Below are 13,004 nucleotides of genomic sequence, written 5' to 3' on the forward strand. Positions count from 1 at the left end.
CTTCCGGTGTGGGCGCGGGCGTGGGTTCCGGGGTCGGTTCGGGGGTCGGCTCCGGCGTGGGCGCTGGGGTGGGGGTGGCCTGCGCTTCCGCCTTGGCCAGCGCGTCCGCGATCTGCTGCTCCAGCTGGGCCTCGGCGGCCTGCAGCTCCTCCTTGCGCATCTCGTATTCCGCCTCGTAGGCAATCTGCTCGGCGGTGCCGGCGCTGATCTGGCTGTCCAGCTTCTGCACCTGGGCCTGGTATTCCTTGCGGGTTTCCTCCAGCTGCTGCTGGTTTTCGGCAGCGGTGGCCCGCTTGCCCTCCAGTTCGTCGCTCAGGTCCTGAATGGCCTGCTTCTGGGTCTGCAGCTCGGTGAGCAGGCTGTCGGTGTAGCTGCTCAACTGCTGCAGGTTGGAGGGGAAGGTGAGCAGCTCATACAGGCTGTTTGCCTGCAGCAGCAGCGAGATGCCGCCGGAATCGCCCAGCTTCTGCATGGCCTGCAGCTGGGCCTTGTATTCCTCCATGGTCTCGTCGTAGCTCTGCTGGGTGGCGGCGATCTGCTCGGCGCACTGGGCGATCTGATCCTGAATGCCGGCCTGGGCGTCGCTCAGGCTGTTGATCTGGTTCAGAAGCATCTGGGCCTGCAGCTCGGCCTGGGCCTTGGCGTCCATGTCGTCCTGCACGTCCTCGGCGGCCTGCTGGGCCTGATTCTGGGCCTGATCCACCTTGTTCTGCAGATCCTGGATGTCCTCTTCGGTCACCTCATCCTGGGCAAAGGCCACCGAGCCTGCCAGCAGCACGGCGGCGGTGAAGGCCGCGCCTGCGCGCAGCAGCCAATGCTTCCTCATATCAAATCCCTCCTTGCAAGTGGGTTAATAAGGCACCACCGCACCATTCACGCCCAAGGGCTCAGGCGGCGTATCGCGCCAAAATTTTCCGTGGAATTTTCCAAAAATGCTCGTCAAGCCACAAAGGATTGCCTGCGCTTTTTGGTTCATTCCGCAAAAAATTTTCGGCGTGCTCCACCACCTGGAATGATGCGGTGCTGCCTTCAGAATACAAAAATCAAATTATTCTATCATTTTAATCATACACCGTCAAGGGGGAGTTTGTCCCGTAAAAAAGATTGAAAAAAGTGTGAAAAAGCCCCCGGCATACCAGAGGGCATGCCGGGGGCAGCGGGGCCGGGGGAATGGCCCCGGAAAAATTACTCGATGATGCTCTTACCGGTCATCTCTTCCGGCTGGGGCAGGCCCATCAGCTTGAGCATGGTGGGAGCGATGTCCGCCAGAACGCCGCCCTCGCGCAGCTTCACGTCGCCGGCGCCGGCCACCAGGAAGGGAACCGGGTTGGTGGTGTGAGCGGTGAAGGGAGCGCCATCGGGCTCGCGCATCTGGTCGGCGTTGCCGTGGTCGGCAGTCAGCAGAACCTGACCACCGGCGGCCAGAACCGCGTCGATGACCTTGCCGGCGCAGGTGTCCACAGCCTCAACGGCCTTCACAGCGGCCTCGAAGATGCCGGTGTGACCGACCATGTCGCAGTTGGCGAAGTTCAGGATGATCACGTCGTACTTGCCGCTCTCGATGCGCTTGACGCACTCGTCGGCAACCTCGAAGGCGCTCATCTCGGGCTGCAGGTCGTAGGTGGCAACCTTGGGGCTGGCGATCAGGGCGCGATCCTCGCCCTCGAAGGGAGCCTCCACGCCGCCGTTGAAGAAGAAGGTCACATGGGCATACTTCTCGGTTTCAGCGATGCGCAGCTGGGTCTTGCCGCACTTGGCCAGGTACTCGCCCATCACGTTGGTCAGGCTCTGGGGCTTGAAGGCCACCTCCACGTTGGGCATGGTGGCGTCGTACTGGGTGAAGCAGACGTAGTTCACGGCAAAGCGGCCGTTCTTGCGCTCGAAGCCGTTGAAGGCGTCGTCCACGAAGGTGCGGGTGATCTCACGGGCACGGTCGGGGCGGAAGTTGAAGAAGATCACGGTGTCGCCCTCGGATACGCGGCCGCCCTCGCAGGTCACGGCGGGTACCACGAACTCGTCGGTCACGCCCTCGGCGTAGCTGTTGGCCATCACCTCAGCGGGGGTGCCCTTCACGCCTTCGCCGTATACGAAGGCAGCGTAGGCCTTCTCCACGCGATCCCAGCGGTTGTCGCGATCCATGGCGTAGTAACGGCCGGAGATGGAAGCGATCTTGCCCACGCCCAGCTCGTCCAGCTTGGCCTGCAGCTCGTCGATGTAGCCCTTGCCGGAATCGGGGGGAACGTCACGGCCGTCCATGATGGCATGAACGTAAACTTCCTTGGCGCCCATGTCCTTGGCCATGTCCAGCAGGCCGAACAGGTGCTGGATGTGGCTGTGCACGCCGCCGGCAGACAGCAGGCCCATCAGGTGGATGGCCTTGCCGTTCTCGATGGCAGCCTTCATGGCGTTCACAATGGCCTCGTTGGAGCGGATGGAGCCGTCCTGAATGGCCTTGGTGATGCGGGTCAGCTCCTGGTACACGATGCGGCCGGCGCCGATGTTGGTGTGACCAACCTCGCTGTTGCCCATCTGGCCGTCGGGCAGGCCCACGTCCATGCCGGAAGCACCGATGGTGGTGTAGGGGCAGGTGGCGAACAGCTTGTCCAGATTGGGGGTTTTGGCGGCCACGATGGCGTTGCCCTCGGTCTTGTTGGGCACCCAGCCGAAGCCGTCCAGAATGCAGAGCATCAGGGGTTTCTTAGACATAATGGATTACTCCTTAATGATTGAAAGTGAATAAAAAACGCGCCGCCCGGCCCACCGGGCGAGGCGGCACGCTATGGCGAAAGAATGATTTTGCCGGAAGTTTTTTTTGCAGCCTGCGGCAAAGGAAAAATGCCCGCCGCAAAGGTGTTTTCAGAAAAACTTACTTGCTGGCAGCGGCCACGATGGTAGCGAAGGCATCCGCTTTCAAAGAAGCGCCGCCGATCAGGCCGCCATCAACATCGGGCTTGCCCAGCAGCTCTTCGGCGTTGCCGGCGTTCATGCTGCCGCCGTACTGGATGGTGGTAGCCTTGGCAATGGCCTCGCCGTACACTTCGCCCAGAACCTTACGGATGGCAGCGCAGACTTCCTGAGCCTGATCGCTGGTGGCAGTCTTGCCGGTGCCGATGGCCCAAACAGGCTCGTAGGCGATGACCACATTGGCCATCTGCTCGGCGGTTACGCCGTTCAGGGCGATCTTGGTCTGCATGCGGACCAGTTCCTCGGTCACGCCCTGCTCGCGCTGGGTCAGGTTCTCGCCCACGCATACCAGCACCTTCAGGCCGGCGTTCAGAGCAGCCAGAGTGCGCTTGTTCACGGTCTCGTCGGTCTCAGCGAAGTACTGACGGCGCTCGGAGTGGCCGGTGATCACATACTCAACGCCCAGGTCAACCAGCATGTCGGCGCTGATCTCGCCGGTGAACGCGCCGCTCTTCTCGAAGTGCACGTTCTCGGCGCCCACATGGATGTTGGTGCCCTTGGTCTTTTCCACAGCGGTGGCCAGGGTGGTGAAGGGGGTGCAGATCACAACTTCGCAGTCAGCGTCCTTCACAGCGGGGATCAGAGCGTCGATCAGCTCCACAGCCTCGGTGGCGGTCTTGTTCATCTTCCAGTTGCCGGCGATGATCGCCTTGCGGTTTGCTTTATCCATGGTGAAATTCCTCACTTTGTTTCAGATTATGTGGGCAGCGCCGCACAATTCGGGCGGGCGCCTGCTCAATACACCGGAAAAGGCCCCAGCCGCCCGGCCAAAGGGGGGCGACTGAGGCTTTGGGTTTTAGAACTCAGGCGTTCTGGATGCAGGCGATGCCGGGCAGCTCCTTGCCTTCCAGGTACTCCAGAGAAGCACCGCCGCCGGTGGAGATGTGGGTCATCTTGTCGGCGAAGCCCAGCTGCATCACGGCAGCAGCGCTGTCACCGCCGCCGATCACGGTGGTGGCGTCGGACTCGGCCATGGCCTTGGCAACGGCCAGGGTGCCGGCAGCCAGGGTGGGGTTCTCGAACACGCCCATGGGGCCGTTCCATACAACGGTCTTGCTGGCCTTCACGGCGTCAGCAAACAGCTTCTCGGTCTCGGGTCCGATGTCCAGGCCCATCATGCCGGCAGGCATGGCGTCGGCAGCAACCATCTGAACCTCGATGGGAGCGTCGATGGGATCGGGGAAGGAAGCGGCAACAGCGGTGTCCACAGGCAGCAGCAGCTTTACGCCCTTCTCCTCGGCCTTCTTCATCATTTCCTTGCAGTAGTCCAGCTTCTCGTTGTCCACCAGGCTGGTGCCAACCTCGTAGCCCTTGGCAGCCAGGAAGGTGTAGGCCATGCCGCCGCCGATGATCAGGGTGTCCACCTTCTCCAGCAGGTTGCTGATCACGTTCAGCTTGTCGGCAACCTTGGCGCCGCCCAGGATGGCGGTGAAGGGACGAACGGGATCGTTCACGGCGTTGCCCAGGTAGCGGATCTCCTTCTCCATCAGGTAGCCAACAGCGGTGTCCTTGATGTAGTCGGTCACGCCGGCGGTGGAGCAGTGAGCGCGGTGAGCAGAGCCGAAGGCGTCGTTCACATAGCAGTCAGCCAGGCTGGCCAGCTCTTCGCTGAACTCGGGCAGGTTCTTGGTCTCCTCCTTGCGGAAGCGGGTGTTCTGCAGCAGAACCACGTCGCCGTCCTTCATGGCGGCAACAGCGGCCTTGGCGTTCTCGCCCACAACGGTGTCGTCATTGGCGAACACCACGGGCTGGCCCAGCAGCTCGCTCAGGCGCACAGCCACGGGAGCCAGGCTGAACTTCTCTTCGGGGCCGTTCTTGGGCTTGCCCAGATGGCTGCACAGGATCACCTTGCCGCCATTCTCGATCAGCTTCTTGATGGTGGGCAGGGCGGCAACGATGCGGTTATCGTTGGTGATAACGCCCTCCTTCATGGGAACGTTGAAATCGCAGCGCACCAGAACGCGCTTGCCCTTAACGTCCAGTTCCTCAACGGTTTTTTTACCTAAGCCCATTGTTCTTTCTCCTCTCATTTTTGAAAGTATCCCAAAGGGAACGGCTGCCCGCGCCAACCGGTGCGGATAACCGCCTTGTCATACCTGCCCTTATTATAAACAACTTGGGCCGATTTCGCAAGTTTTTTCTTGTTACTCTTTTAACGAAATACGCCCTTTTCCTGCACAAAAATCTGGGCGGTATGCGCTTTTTTGTAAAAAAACGGGAAAGAAACAGAAAAGGCAAAAATCGTGAAAAGAATTGGCAAACCCGCGCCGGGGCCCGGCAAATGTGATACAATAAAAGTATAAGGGCGTGCGGGGCCGCCGGCTTTGCCGCGCCCGAACGCTGCTGGTTCACCGCCCGCCGCGCCCACGCGGCAGAAGGCGGGGTTTTTGGGAATACAAAGGAGGCAATGTGTATGCCGGGGCTTGTGACTCACTGTGTGTTCGGCGCCCGAACGCTGGCCCGCCTGCCGGACTGCGGGGCAAAGCGGGCGGCGGGGCAGCATTCCCGGGCGTTTTTCCTGGGCTGCCAGGGGCCGGATCTGTTCACCTATAACTTTTTGCGGCTGGCCTTTTCCAACCACCGGAATCTGGGGGCCTACCTGCACAACCACCGGGTGAAGGCGCTGTTTCTGCAGATGTTTGCCTGCCTGCCGGAGCAAGAACCCGAGCGGGGGGTCTGCCTTGCCTATCTGGCGGGGGCCTACTGCCACTATGTGTGCGACAGTGTGTGCCACACCTTTGTGTACGCCCGCACCGGCTACGACCCGGCCCACAAGAGCGCCCGCTATTACGGCCGCCACGCCGCGCTGGAAAGCGACATCGACGCCTGGTACATGGCCCGGTGCGGTTACAGCTACACCCGGCTGCGGCAGGAGCAGGTGTTCCGGCTCAGCGAGGCGGAAAGCCAGCTGATCAGCAAATATCTGGCGCGGGTTTTGCAGGGCACGCTGGGGGATCTCTTCCCGGTGCGCTCGCCCTTCCGCCCGGCCTTTGTGCGCCGGGCCATGGTGATGGCTTCGTTTGAATCCAGCCTGCTGCACGACCCGGGCGCCCAGCGGCGGCAGATGGTGGAAAAATTCGAGAACCGGGTGATGAAGTTCCCGCTGCTTTCGGCCAAGTTCATCACCGACGCGCCCAGCAGCATGCCGGACCCCATGAACCTGGCCCACGCTGCCTGGCGGGACCCCTGGAAGCCCCAGCGCCTGTTCACCGACAGCTTCGACGAGCTGTTCTGCAAGGGGCTGCGGCTGGCGGTGTGGCTTTTGCCCCAGATGGACGACCCGGTGCGCTTTCTGATGATGACCGGCGACACCAACTATCACGACGACCGGGTGCTGGCTGCCAATTTCCAGCGGCTGGAGCGTGCGGTGGCGGCCGGTCAGGCCGGAGCGCCCGCCCCGGCCCCGGCGGCAGGCTGCGTTCGCTGAGCGAACTTCTGTTACGGCAATTCCGCACCATTTTGGCGGGATACGCCGCCTGAGCCGCAGGATGTGAATGGCGCGGTGCTGACTGAAAAAAGTCCCTCTTTCCGGCTTGGAAAGAGGAACTTTTTGTCGTTTTGGTCATGGGATTATTAAGAAAGAGCAAAAAAATTTGAAAAACCGATGAAAACCGCAAAAAAGGCCCCACAGAGCGAAAAAAACGCTGTATAATATCTGCGCGGCGACTGCCCCTGAGGGAGGGGCGCGCCAGACAGGAATAAAACAGAATGAGAAAGAGGATTGCACCATGAAAAAGAAGATCCTTGTGGGGGCGGCGATTCTGGTCGTGCTGGCCGCGGTGATTCTCACCGGCGTGCTGGTGGTCTCCAAGTATCTGGTGGGCGGCGAAAAGCGCGCCCGGGACAAATGGGAGATCGAGACCGGCACCTACACCTTCACCGACGACGAGATCAACGTGCAGATGTATCGCCAGCCGGTGGAAGCCAGCATCGAGGTGGCCCAGATCCTGCCCGGAGAATACGAGCAGGAGGGTTTTACATATTACGATGAGGAGGTGCAGCAGCGGCTGGCCCAGAGCCTGATGACCATGATGGCCCGGGGCGGCTACACCATGGACGCCCCGCTGGCGGTGCTGAACCCCTTCGGCACCGGGTCGAACGGGCTGTATCTTTACTTCACCACCGACTACAACTGCCAGATCCGCTACACCGTCACCACCGACGACGAGAGCATCCCCGCCTACACCGCCACCGCCAATTCCGCCCAGGAGTACGGCAAGGTGCAGGGATTTCTGCTCATCGGCCTTGTGCCCGGGCAGGAAAATCAGGTGACGCTGGAGGCGGTGAACCGGCAGGGCGAGGTGAAGCAGAGCTTCACCTTTACCATCCAGATGCCCGAAACCACCTCCGGCCACCCGAACCGGCTGGAGGCCACCGAGGGCGAAAGCACCGCCGAAATGAGCGAGGGCCTTTTCTACGCCATGGGCCTGAGCGACTACTACGGCTACACCTTCTTCTTTGACAACGACGGCATCCTGCGCTACGAAATGCTGCTGGACGGCTACCATTCCGACCGCATCCTCAGCCTGGGCGACCAGATTCTGGCCTGCGTGGGCAGCAACAAGATCGCCCGCATCAGCCGCATCGGCCAGGTGCTGCAGGTGTATGATCTGGGCCGCTTCGAGCTGCATCACGACTTCAACTGGGGCCCGGACGGCGAGCTGGTGGCCCTGGCCACCAACACCGAGGGCGAAACGGTGGAGGATCAGCTGATCGCCATTGATATGGAATCCGGCGAGGTGACCCTGCTGGTGGATTTCAGCGCCCTGATGAACGACTATTTCGTGACCACCGAAAAGGTGGCGGCCAACAGCTCCTTCTTCTGGCAGGCGGGCCTGTGGGACTGGCTGCACCTGAACTCGGTGCAGTATCTGGAAGAGGAGGACGCGGTGGTGGTCAGCTCCCGCGAGACCTCCACCATCCTCAAGGTGAAGAACGTGCACGAGGAGCCGGCCATCGACTGGATGATCGGTGACGAGGCCTTCTGGCAGGGCACCGGGTTTGCCCAGTACAGCCTGACCAGAGAGGGCGACTTCACCCCCCAGTACGGCCAGCACGACGTGACCGTGATCTACGATGAAAGCCTGCCCGAGGGCCAGTATTACCTGCGCATGTTCGACAACAACTACTGGGCCAACAGCACCCGCACCGGCTACACCCCCACCCTGCCGGATACGGTGGGGCAGGCCCTCACCGAGGACGAGAGCATCGTGAGCCATGTGTACTATTATCTGGTGGACGAGAACGCCGGCACCTTCCGGCTGGCCTGGTCCTTCGATGTGCCCTATTCCAGCGTGGTGTCCAACGCGCAGCTGCTGGAGGGCGGCAACTATGTGGTGAACAGCGGCGTGCCCCAGGTCTACGGAGAATATGACTCCGAGGGCAATCTGATCCGCAGCTTCCAGTACCACAGCATGATGAACGGCTACCGGGTGATGAAGGACGACTTCGTCGGCTACTGGTTCCGTTAAAAAAACCAAAAAGACACAGAGGCCCCGCGCCCGGATGCTTGTTCCGGCGCGGGGCCTTTTTTGCTGCCGCCGGTTAAAAGGGGCCAAAACGGGCAAATGCCGGAAGCCGGAGCTTGACCCAACGTTAAAACCGGGTAAAGGGAGATGAAAAACTGGGTAAAAAAACCACACCCCCGCCCACAACCGCCCCTGCCTCTTGCTATGATGGGAAAAAACCGGAACATGCAGCGGCCGACCCCGGTTTGGGAGGCGGTCGCTTCGTACTCTTTGTTATCACGCCCGGGGAAAGGAACGACCGCCCTATGCAGACCGACCACGCCATTCTGGAGCAGGTGGCTCAGGCCAAAACCAGCCTTGAGCGCGCCGACGAACTGATCCGGCAATATCAGCCCTTCATCAAGGCGCAGGCCAGCCGGGCGCTGGGCCGCCTGTGCACCGAGCAGGACGACGCCTTCAGCATCGGGATGATCGCCTTTCACGAGGCCATCCGGGGCTACAGCCGCGCCCGGGGCAGCTTTTTGCAGTATGCGGCGCTGGTGATCCGCAGCCGCATCCGGGACGAGCAGCGCCGGGAGCGCCGCCATATCCCCCACGCCCGGCTGGATCAGCCCGGGCCGGAGGAGGGCCACACCCTGGGCGAGCAGCTGGCCGACCCGGAAAACCCGGTGGACGCCGCCGAGGGCAGGCTGGCCACCCAGGCCGAGATCCGGGAGCTGACCGCCACCATGGCCGGGTTCGGCATCGCCCTTTCCGACGTGGCGGAAAACTGCCCCCGCCAGCGGCGCACGCTGGAGGCCTGCCGGCAGGCGGTGCGCTACGCCCGGGAGCATCCCGAGCTGCTGGAGGAGCTGCTGCACACCGGAAAGCTGCCGCTGGCCCGGCTGTGTGAGGGCTCCGGCGTGGCCCGCAAAACGCTGGAACGGCACCGAAAATACGTCACCGCCCTTTTGCTGATCTACACCAACGGCTACGAGATCATCCGGGGGCACATCTGCCAGATGCTGGCGCCACAGGGAGGTGAACGCCCCGCATGAAATACCTTGTGATGGAGGTAAGACCCAGCTACGCCATTCTGCTGGACGAGGAGGGCCGCTTTGTGCGGGCCGCCAACCTGCACTATGAACCGGGCCAGAGGGTGGAGCACATCGTGCCCATGCGCACCCGTGCCGCCCGGGGCAGGGGGATGCTGATCTGGCTGCCCGGCGCGCTGGCCGCCGCCTGCCTTGTGCTGATGGCGGCGGTGCTGCTGCGGGCGCCCATCGCCCCCTATGCCTCGGTGTATCTGACCATCAATCCCCAGGTGCGCATCGATGTGGATCGCCGCAGCGTGGCCCGGGGGCTGGAGGGCGTAAACCCGGACGGTCAAGCGCTGGTGGAGGGCTACGACTGGAAGGGCAAGCAGCTGGATCAGGTGACCGACGAGCTGATCGACCGGGCGGTGGCCATGGGCTATCTGGCCCCCGGCGGAGCAATCACCATTGATCTGGAAGCGGAGGACGAGAGCTGGGCCGAGCAGACCAACCGGCAGCTGCGGGAGCATCTGGAGGAATATCTGCAATACCAGAACCTGCGGGTCACGGTGCAGGTGGGCCAGAGCGTGAGCATCCCGGTGGCCCCCGCCGCCCCGGACACCGGGGATTCCGGCTACGGCGAGGGGGATTCCGGTTACGGTGCAGCCCCCACCGCCGCCCCGGCTCCGGCCCCGGCGGAGGAGGATTCCGGCTATGGGGATTCCGCCCCGGCCCCCGCGCCGGAGGAAAACGATTCCGGCTATGACCAGCCGGAGGAGCCGGAAGAGCCGGAGCAGGATTCCGGCTACGACGGGGACGACTGAAAAAATTTTTAAAAAAGTTTTTCCGCCGACCCCGGTTTTGCCTTCACAGGCTGCGTAATCTGTGTCAGAAGCCAGAAGAACGGATGGCTGCATGAAAAAACAACAAATCACAGGAAAAAGGAGACGATGGTATGACCAGAAAGAAACTGACCGCACTGCTCGGCGCCGGGTTGGCGCTTTCCATGGCCGTGTGCCTGCTGGCCGGCTGCTCCAGCCCCGCCCAGAGCACCGCCACCGCCGCCGCGCCCGCGGCTCTGAGCCAGGGAGGCGTGATCTATCTGAAGGTGAATCCGGAAATTGCCGTGCGCTACGATGAACAGGGCATGGTGACCAGTCTGGAAGGCCGCAACCCGGACGGCAAGGAGATCCTGACCGGCTACACCGGCTACGAGGGCAGGGAATGCAAGGCCGTGATCGGCGAGCTGGTGGCCCGCATCAACGAGGCCGGTTACTTCGTGGAAGAGGTGGAGGGCGACAACCGCCAGATCACGCTGGAGGTGGCCCGGGGTTCCAGCCTGCCCGCCGACGATTTCCTCAGCGGCATTGTGGAGCAGGTGCAGACCTACACCGCCGCCCAGCAGCTGACCAGCCCGGTGGAGGTGGACGGCGAGAGCAACTACGGCTGGACCGACTACGCCGACACCGACTACGGCCCGGGCAACGACGGTGTGACCGACTACAGCGCCACCGATTACGGCCCGGACAATGACGGCGTGACCGATTACGGCGCCACCGACTACACCGCCAGCCGTTCCGGCGGCGCGGCCACTCCCGCCCCGGCCACTCCGGCCCCCGGTACCACCGATTATGGCGACACCGACTACGGCCCGAACAACGATGGTGTGACCGACTACAACGACACCGACTACGGCCCGAACAACGACGGTGTGACCGACTACAACGACACCGATTACGGCCCGAACAACGACGGCGTGACCGACTACAACGACACCGACTACGGCCCCAACAACGACGGTGTGACCGACTACAACGACACCGATTACGGCCCGAACAATGACGGCGTGACCGACTACAACGACACCGACTACGGCCCCAACAATGACGGCGTGACCGATTACAACGACGACGGGGATTCCGGCTATACCGCTCCGGCCCCCGCGCCCACCGCGGCTCCCGCCCCCGCCCCGGAAACCAATGATTCCGGCTACGGCGATTCCGCCTACACCGCCCCCGCCCCGGCGGCTCCGGCCCCTGCTCCGGTTGCCCCTGCTCCCGCTCCGGTGGCTCCCGCTCCCGCGCCTGCCGGCGACTCCGGCTATGACGACGGCGGCGATTCCGGTTACGACGACGGCGGCGACTCCGGCTACGATGACGGCGGAGATTCCGGCTATGACGACTGACCGCCCGCCGGTCTGGCGGCACGAATACAAGCACTGGATCACCCCCCAGGAGGACTGGGTGCTCACCCGGCGGCTGGAAAAGCTGTTTGAGGCCGACCGGCACGCCGGGCCGGGGGGTGTGTACCGGGTGAACAGTCTTTACTTTGACACCCCCGCCGACACCGCCCTGCGCCAGAAACTGGATGGGGTGGATCGGCGGGAGAAGTTCCGGCTGCGGTACTACGGGCAGGACACCGGCTTTCTGCGGCTGGAAAAAAAGAGCAGGCAGAACGGTCTGGGCCAGAAGCGCAGCGCCCGGCTGAGCGAGGAAGAGGTGCGGCTTTTGCTGGCCGGGCAGATCGATTTTCTTTTGCACAGCGGCCAGCCCCTGCTGGTGGAGCTGTACAGCAGAATGCGCGCCGGGCTGCGCCCGCGCACGGTGGTCTGCTACGACCGGCAGGCCTTTGTGTACCGGCCGGGCAATGTGCGCATCACGCTGGACCGGAACCTGCGCCGGGGCAGCGGGCCCGCCGATTTTCTGAACCCGCAGGCCCCCGCCTGCACCGTGGCGCCCGGGGGCACCATTCTGGAGGTAAAATACGACGCCTTTCTGCCCGATCTGGTGCGCATGGCCGTGCAGGTGCCCGGCCGCCGGGCAGGGGCCTGGTCAAAATACGCGGCCTGCCGCAAATGGGAATGAGCGGCGCGCCGGGAGGGGTTTTATGACGTTTCAGGATATCTTCCGTTCCAGTTTTCTGGACAATTCCGCCGCGGTCAGCCCGCTGGATATGCTGCTGGCCATGGCGCTGGCTCTGGCGCTGGGGCTGTTCATCTTCTACATCTACAAAAAAAGCTACTGCGGCGTGATGTACGCCGCCAGCTTCGGGGTCACGCTGGTGGCCCTGTGCCTGATCACCACCCTGCTGATTCTGGCGGTCACCAGCAACGTGGTGCTGTCGCTGGGCATGGTGGGCGCCTTGTCCATCGTGCGGTTTCGCACCGCCATCAAGGAGCCCATGGACATCGCCTTTCTGTTCTGGAGCATCGCGGCGGGCATCGTGCTGGCGGCGGGCTTTGTGCCGCTGGCGGTGCTGGGCAGTTTGCTCATCGGGCTGGTGCTGGTGGTGTTCGCCGGGCGCAAAAGCGCCGACCGGCCCTACATTCTGGTGCTGCACTGCGCCGGGGACGCTTGCGCCCGCGCCGCTGCCGCTTTTCTGGAGGAGGCGGTGACCGCCCACGCGCTGAAAAGCAAGACCGTGAGCGCCCGGGGCACCGAGCTGAACTACGAGGTGCGGCTGCGGCAGGAGGACGCCTCCTTCGTGGAGCAGCTGGCCGCCATGGAGGGAGTGGAGGAAGCGGTGCTGGTATCCTACAACGGGGACTATATGGGGTGAA

13 protein-coding genes are annotated in these 13,004 nt (G+C 62.9%); 7 read left to right on the forward strand and 6 right to left on the reverse strand.

Annotation, left to right across the window (positions count from 1 at the left end; genetic code table 11):
* The 6 genes from ACESYO_RS01255 to ACESYO_RS01280 form a co-directional block, all read right to left on the reverse strand.
* Nucleotides 1–826 (reverse strand): hypothetical protein (locus ACESYO_RS01255; RefSeq protein ID WP_373211170.1); only part of this gene is annotated, 826 nt, incomplete at its 3' end.
* Nucleotides 827–850: 24 nt separating this feature from the next.
* Entirely contained in the window at nucleotides 851–976 is a 126-nt protein-coding gene (locus tag ACESYO_RS01260) for a hypothetical protein (RefSeq protein ID WP_373209236.1), read from the reverse strand.
* A gap of 209 nt (nucleotides 977–1,185) precedes the next feature.
* On the reverse strand, nucleotides 1,186–2,706 hold the full coding sequence (gene gpmI / locus ACESYO_RS01265; protein ID WP_058964112.1) for a 2,3-bisphosphoglycerate-independent phosphoglycerate mutase: 1,521 nt from the start codon (nucleotides 2,704–2,706) through the stop codon (nucleotides 1,186–1,188).
* A gap of 160 nt (nucleotides 2,707–2,866) precedes the next feature.
* Nucleotides 2,867–3,634 carry a triose-phosphate isomerase gene (gene tpiA / locus ACESYO_RS01270; protein WP_373209237.1) on the reverse strand — a complete coding sequence of 256 codons (768 nt, stop codon included), beginning with the start codon at nucleotides 3,632–3,634 and terminating at the stop codon, nucleotides 2,867–2,869.
* Between the two features lie 133 nt (nucleotides 3,635–3,767).
* Nucleotides 3,768–4,976, reverse strand: coding sequence for a phosphoglycerate kinase (locus ACESYO_RS01275; RefSeq protein WP_058964114.1), 1,209 nt, complete (start codon nucleotides 4,974–4,976; stop codon nucleotides 3,768–3,770).
* 140 nt (nucleotides 4,977–5,116) lie between these two features.
* Nucleotides 5,117–5,332, reverse strand: coding sequence for a hypothetical protein (locus ACESYO_RS01280; RefSeq protein ID WP_373211172.1), 216 nt, complete (start codon nucleotides 5,330–5,332; stop codon nucleotides 5,117–5,119).
* Between the two features lie 45 nt (nucleotides 5,333–5,377).
* Between ACESYO_RS01280 and ACESYO_RS01285 the strand changes: the two genes are divergently transcribed.
* The 7 genes from ACESYO_RS01285 to ACESYO_RS01315 all read left to right on the forward strand — a co-directional run bounded on the left by ACESYO_RS01285 (nucleotide 5,378) and on the right by ACESYO_RS01315 (nucleotide 13,003).
* Nucleotides 5,378–6,391, forward strand: a complete 1,014-nt coding sequence (locus tag ACESYO_RS01285) for a zinc dependent phospholipase C family protein (protein WP_373209239.1) — start codon at nucleotides 5,378–5,380, stop codon at nucleotides 6,389–6,391.
* Between the two features lie 301 nt (nucleotides 6,392–6,692).
* Complete coding sequence (locus ACESYO_RS01290) at nucleotides 6,693–8,435, forward strand: aryl-sulfate sulfotransferase (protein WP_373209240.1); 1,743 nt, start codon at nucleotides 6,693–6,695, stop codon at nucleotides 8,433–8,435.
* 302 nt (nucleotides 8,436–8,737) lie between these two features.
* Nucleotides 8,738–9,469: a sigma-70 family RNA polymerase sigma factor gene (locus ACESYO_RS01295; RefSeq protein WP_373209241.1), complete on the forward strand. Its 732-nt coding sequence runs from the start codon at nucleotides 8,738–8,740 to the stop codon at nucleotides 9,467–9,469.
* Nucleotides 9,466–10,269 carry an anti-sigma-I factor RsgI family protein gene (locus ACESYO_RS01300; protein WP_373211173.1) on the forward strand — a complete coding sequence of 268 codons (804 nt, stop codon included), beginning with the start codon at nucleotides 9,466–9,468 and terminating at the stop codon, nucleotides 10,267–10,269. Before ACESYO_RS01295 ends, ACESYO_RS01300 begins: the two co-directional genes overlap by 4 nt.
* A 131-nt stretch (nucleotides 10,270–10,400) precedes the next feature.
* Nucleotides 10,401–11,630, forward strand: a complete 1,230-nt coding sequence (locus tag ACESYO_RS01305; RefSeq protein WP_373211175.1) for an anti-sigma-I factor RsgI family protein — start codon at nucleotides 10,401–10,403, stop codon at nucleotides 11,628–11,630.
* The gene (locus ACESYO_RS01310) at nucleotides 11,620–12,309 is read left to right on the forward strand and encodes a polyphosphate polymerase domain-containing protein (protein ID WP_058964125.1); all 690 of its coding nucleotides are present in this window, start codon (nucleotides 11,620–11,622) and stop codon (nucleotides 12,307–12,309) included. The genes ACESYO_RS01305 and ACESYO_RS01310 overlap by 11 nt, the downstream gene beginning before the upstream one ends.
* A gap of 22 nt (nucleotides 12,310–12,331) precedes the next feature.
* Nucleotides 12,332–13,003 (forward strand): DUF4956 domain-containing protein, encoded by a 672-nt coding sequence (locus ACESYO_RS01315; protein ID WP_058964126.1) that lies wholly within the window; start codon nucleotides 12,332–12,334, stop codon nucleotides 13,001–13,003.
* Nucleotide 13,004: the final 1 nt, after the last annotated feature.

This window comes from Allofournierella massiliensis (genome assembly GCF_964241245.1).
GTDB lineage: Bacteria > Bacillota > Clostridia > Oscillospirales > Ruminococcaceae > Allofournierella > Allofournierella massiliensis.

Coding starts and splice junctions, on each gene's coding strand:
- ACESYO_RS01310 (WP_058964125.1), top strand. CDS start 11,620: ATGACGACTGACCGCCCGCCGGTCTGGCGGCACGAATACAAGCACTGG.
- ACESYO_RS01285 (WP_373209239.1), top strand. CDS start 5,378: ATGCCGGGGCTTGTGACTCACTGTGTGTTCGGCGCCCGAACGCTGGCC.
- ACESYO_RS01305 (WP_373211175.1), top strand. CDS start 10,401: ATGACCAGAAAGAAACTGACCGCACTGCTCGGCGCCGGGTTGGCGCTT.
- gpmI (WP_058964112.1), bottom strand. CDS start 2,706: ATGTCTAAGAAACCCCTGATGCTCTGCATTCTGGACGGCTTCGGCTGG.
- ACESYO_RS01260 (WP_373209236.1), bottom strand. CDS start 976: ATGAACCAAAAAGCGCAGGCAATCCTTTGTGGCTTGACGAGCATTTTT.
- ACESYO_RS01290 (WP_373209240.1), top strand. CDS start 6,693: ATGAAAAAGAAGATCCTTGTGGGGGCGGCGATTCTGGTCGTGCTGGCC.
- tpiA (WP_373209237.1), bottom strand. CDS start 3,634: ATGGATAAAGCAAACCGCAAGGCGATCATCGCCGGCAACTGGAAGATG.
- ACESYO_RS01295 (WP_373209241.1), top strand. CDS start 8,738: ATGCAGACCGACCACGCCATTCTGGAGCAGGTGGCTCAGGCCAAAACC.
- ACESYO_RS01300 (WP_373211173.1), top strand. CDS start 9,466: ATGAAATACCTTGTGATGGAGGTAAGACCCAGCTACGCCATTCTGCTG.
- ACESYO_RS01275 (WP_058964114.1), bottom strand. CDS start 4,976: ATGGGCTTAGGTAAAAAAACCGTTGAGGAACTGGACGTTAAGGGCAAG.
- ACESYO_RS01315 (WP_058964126.1), top strand. CDS start 12,332: ATGACGTTTCAGGATATCTTCCGTTCCAGTTTTCTGGACAATTCCGCC.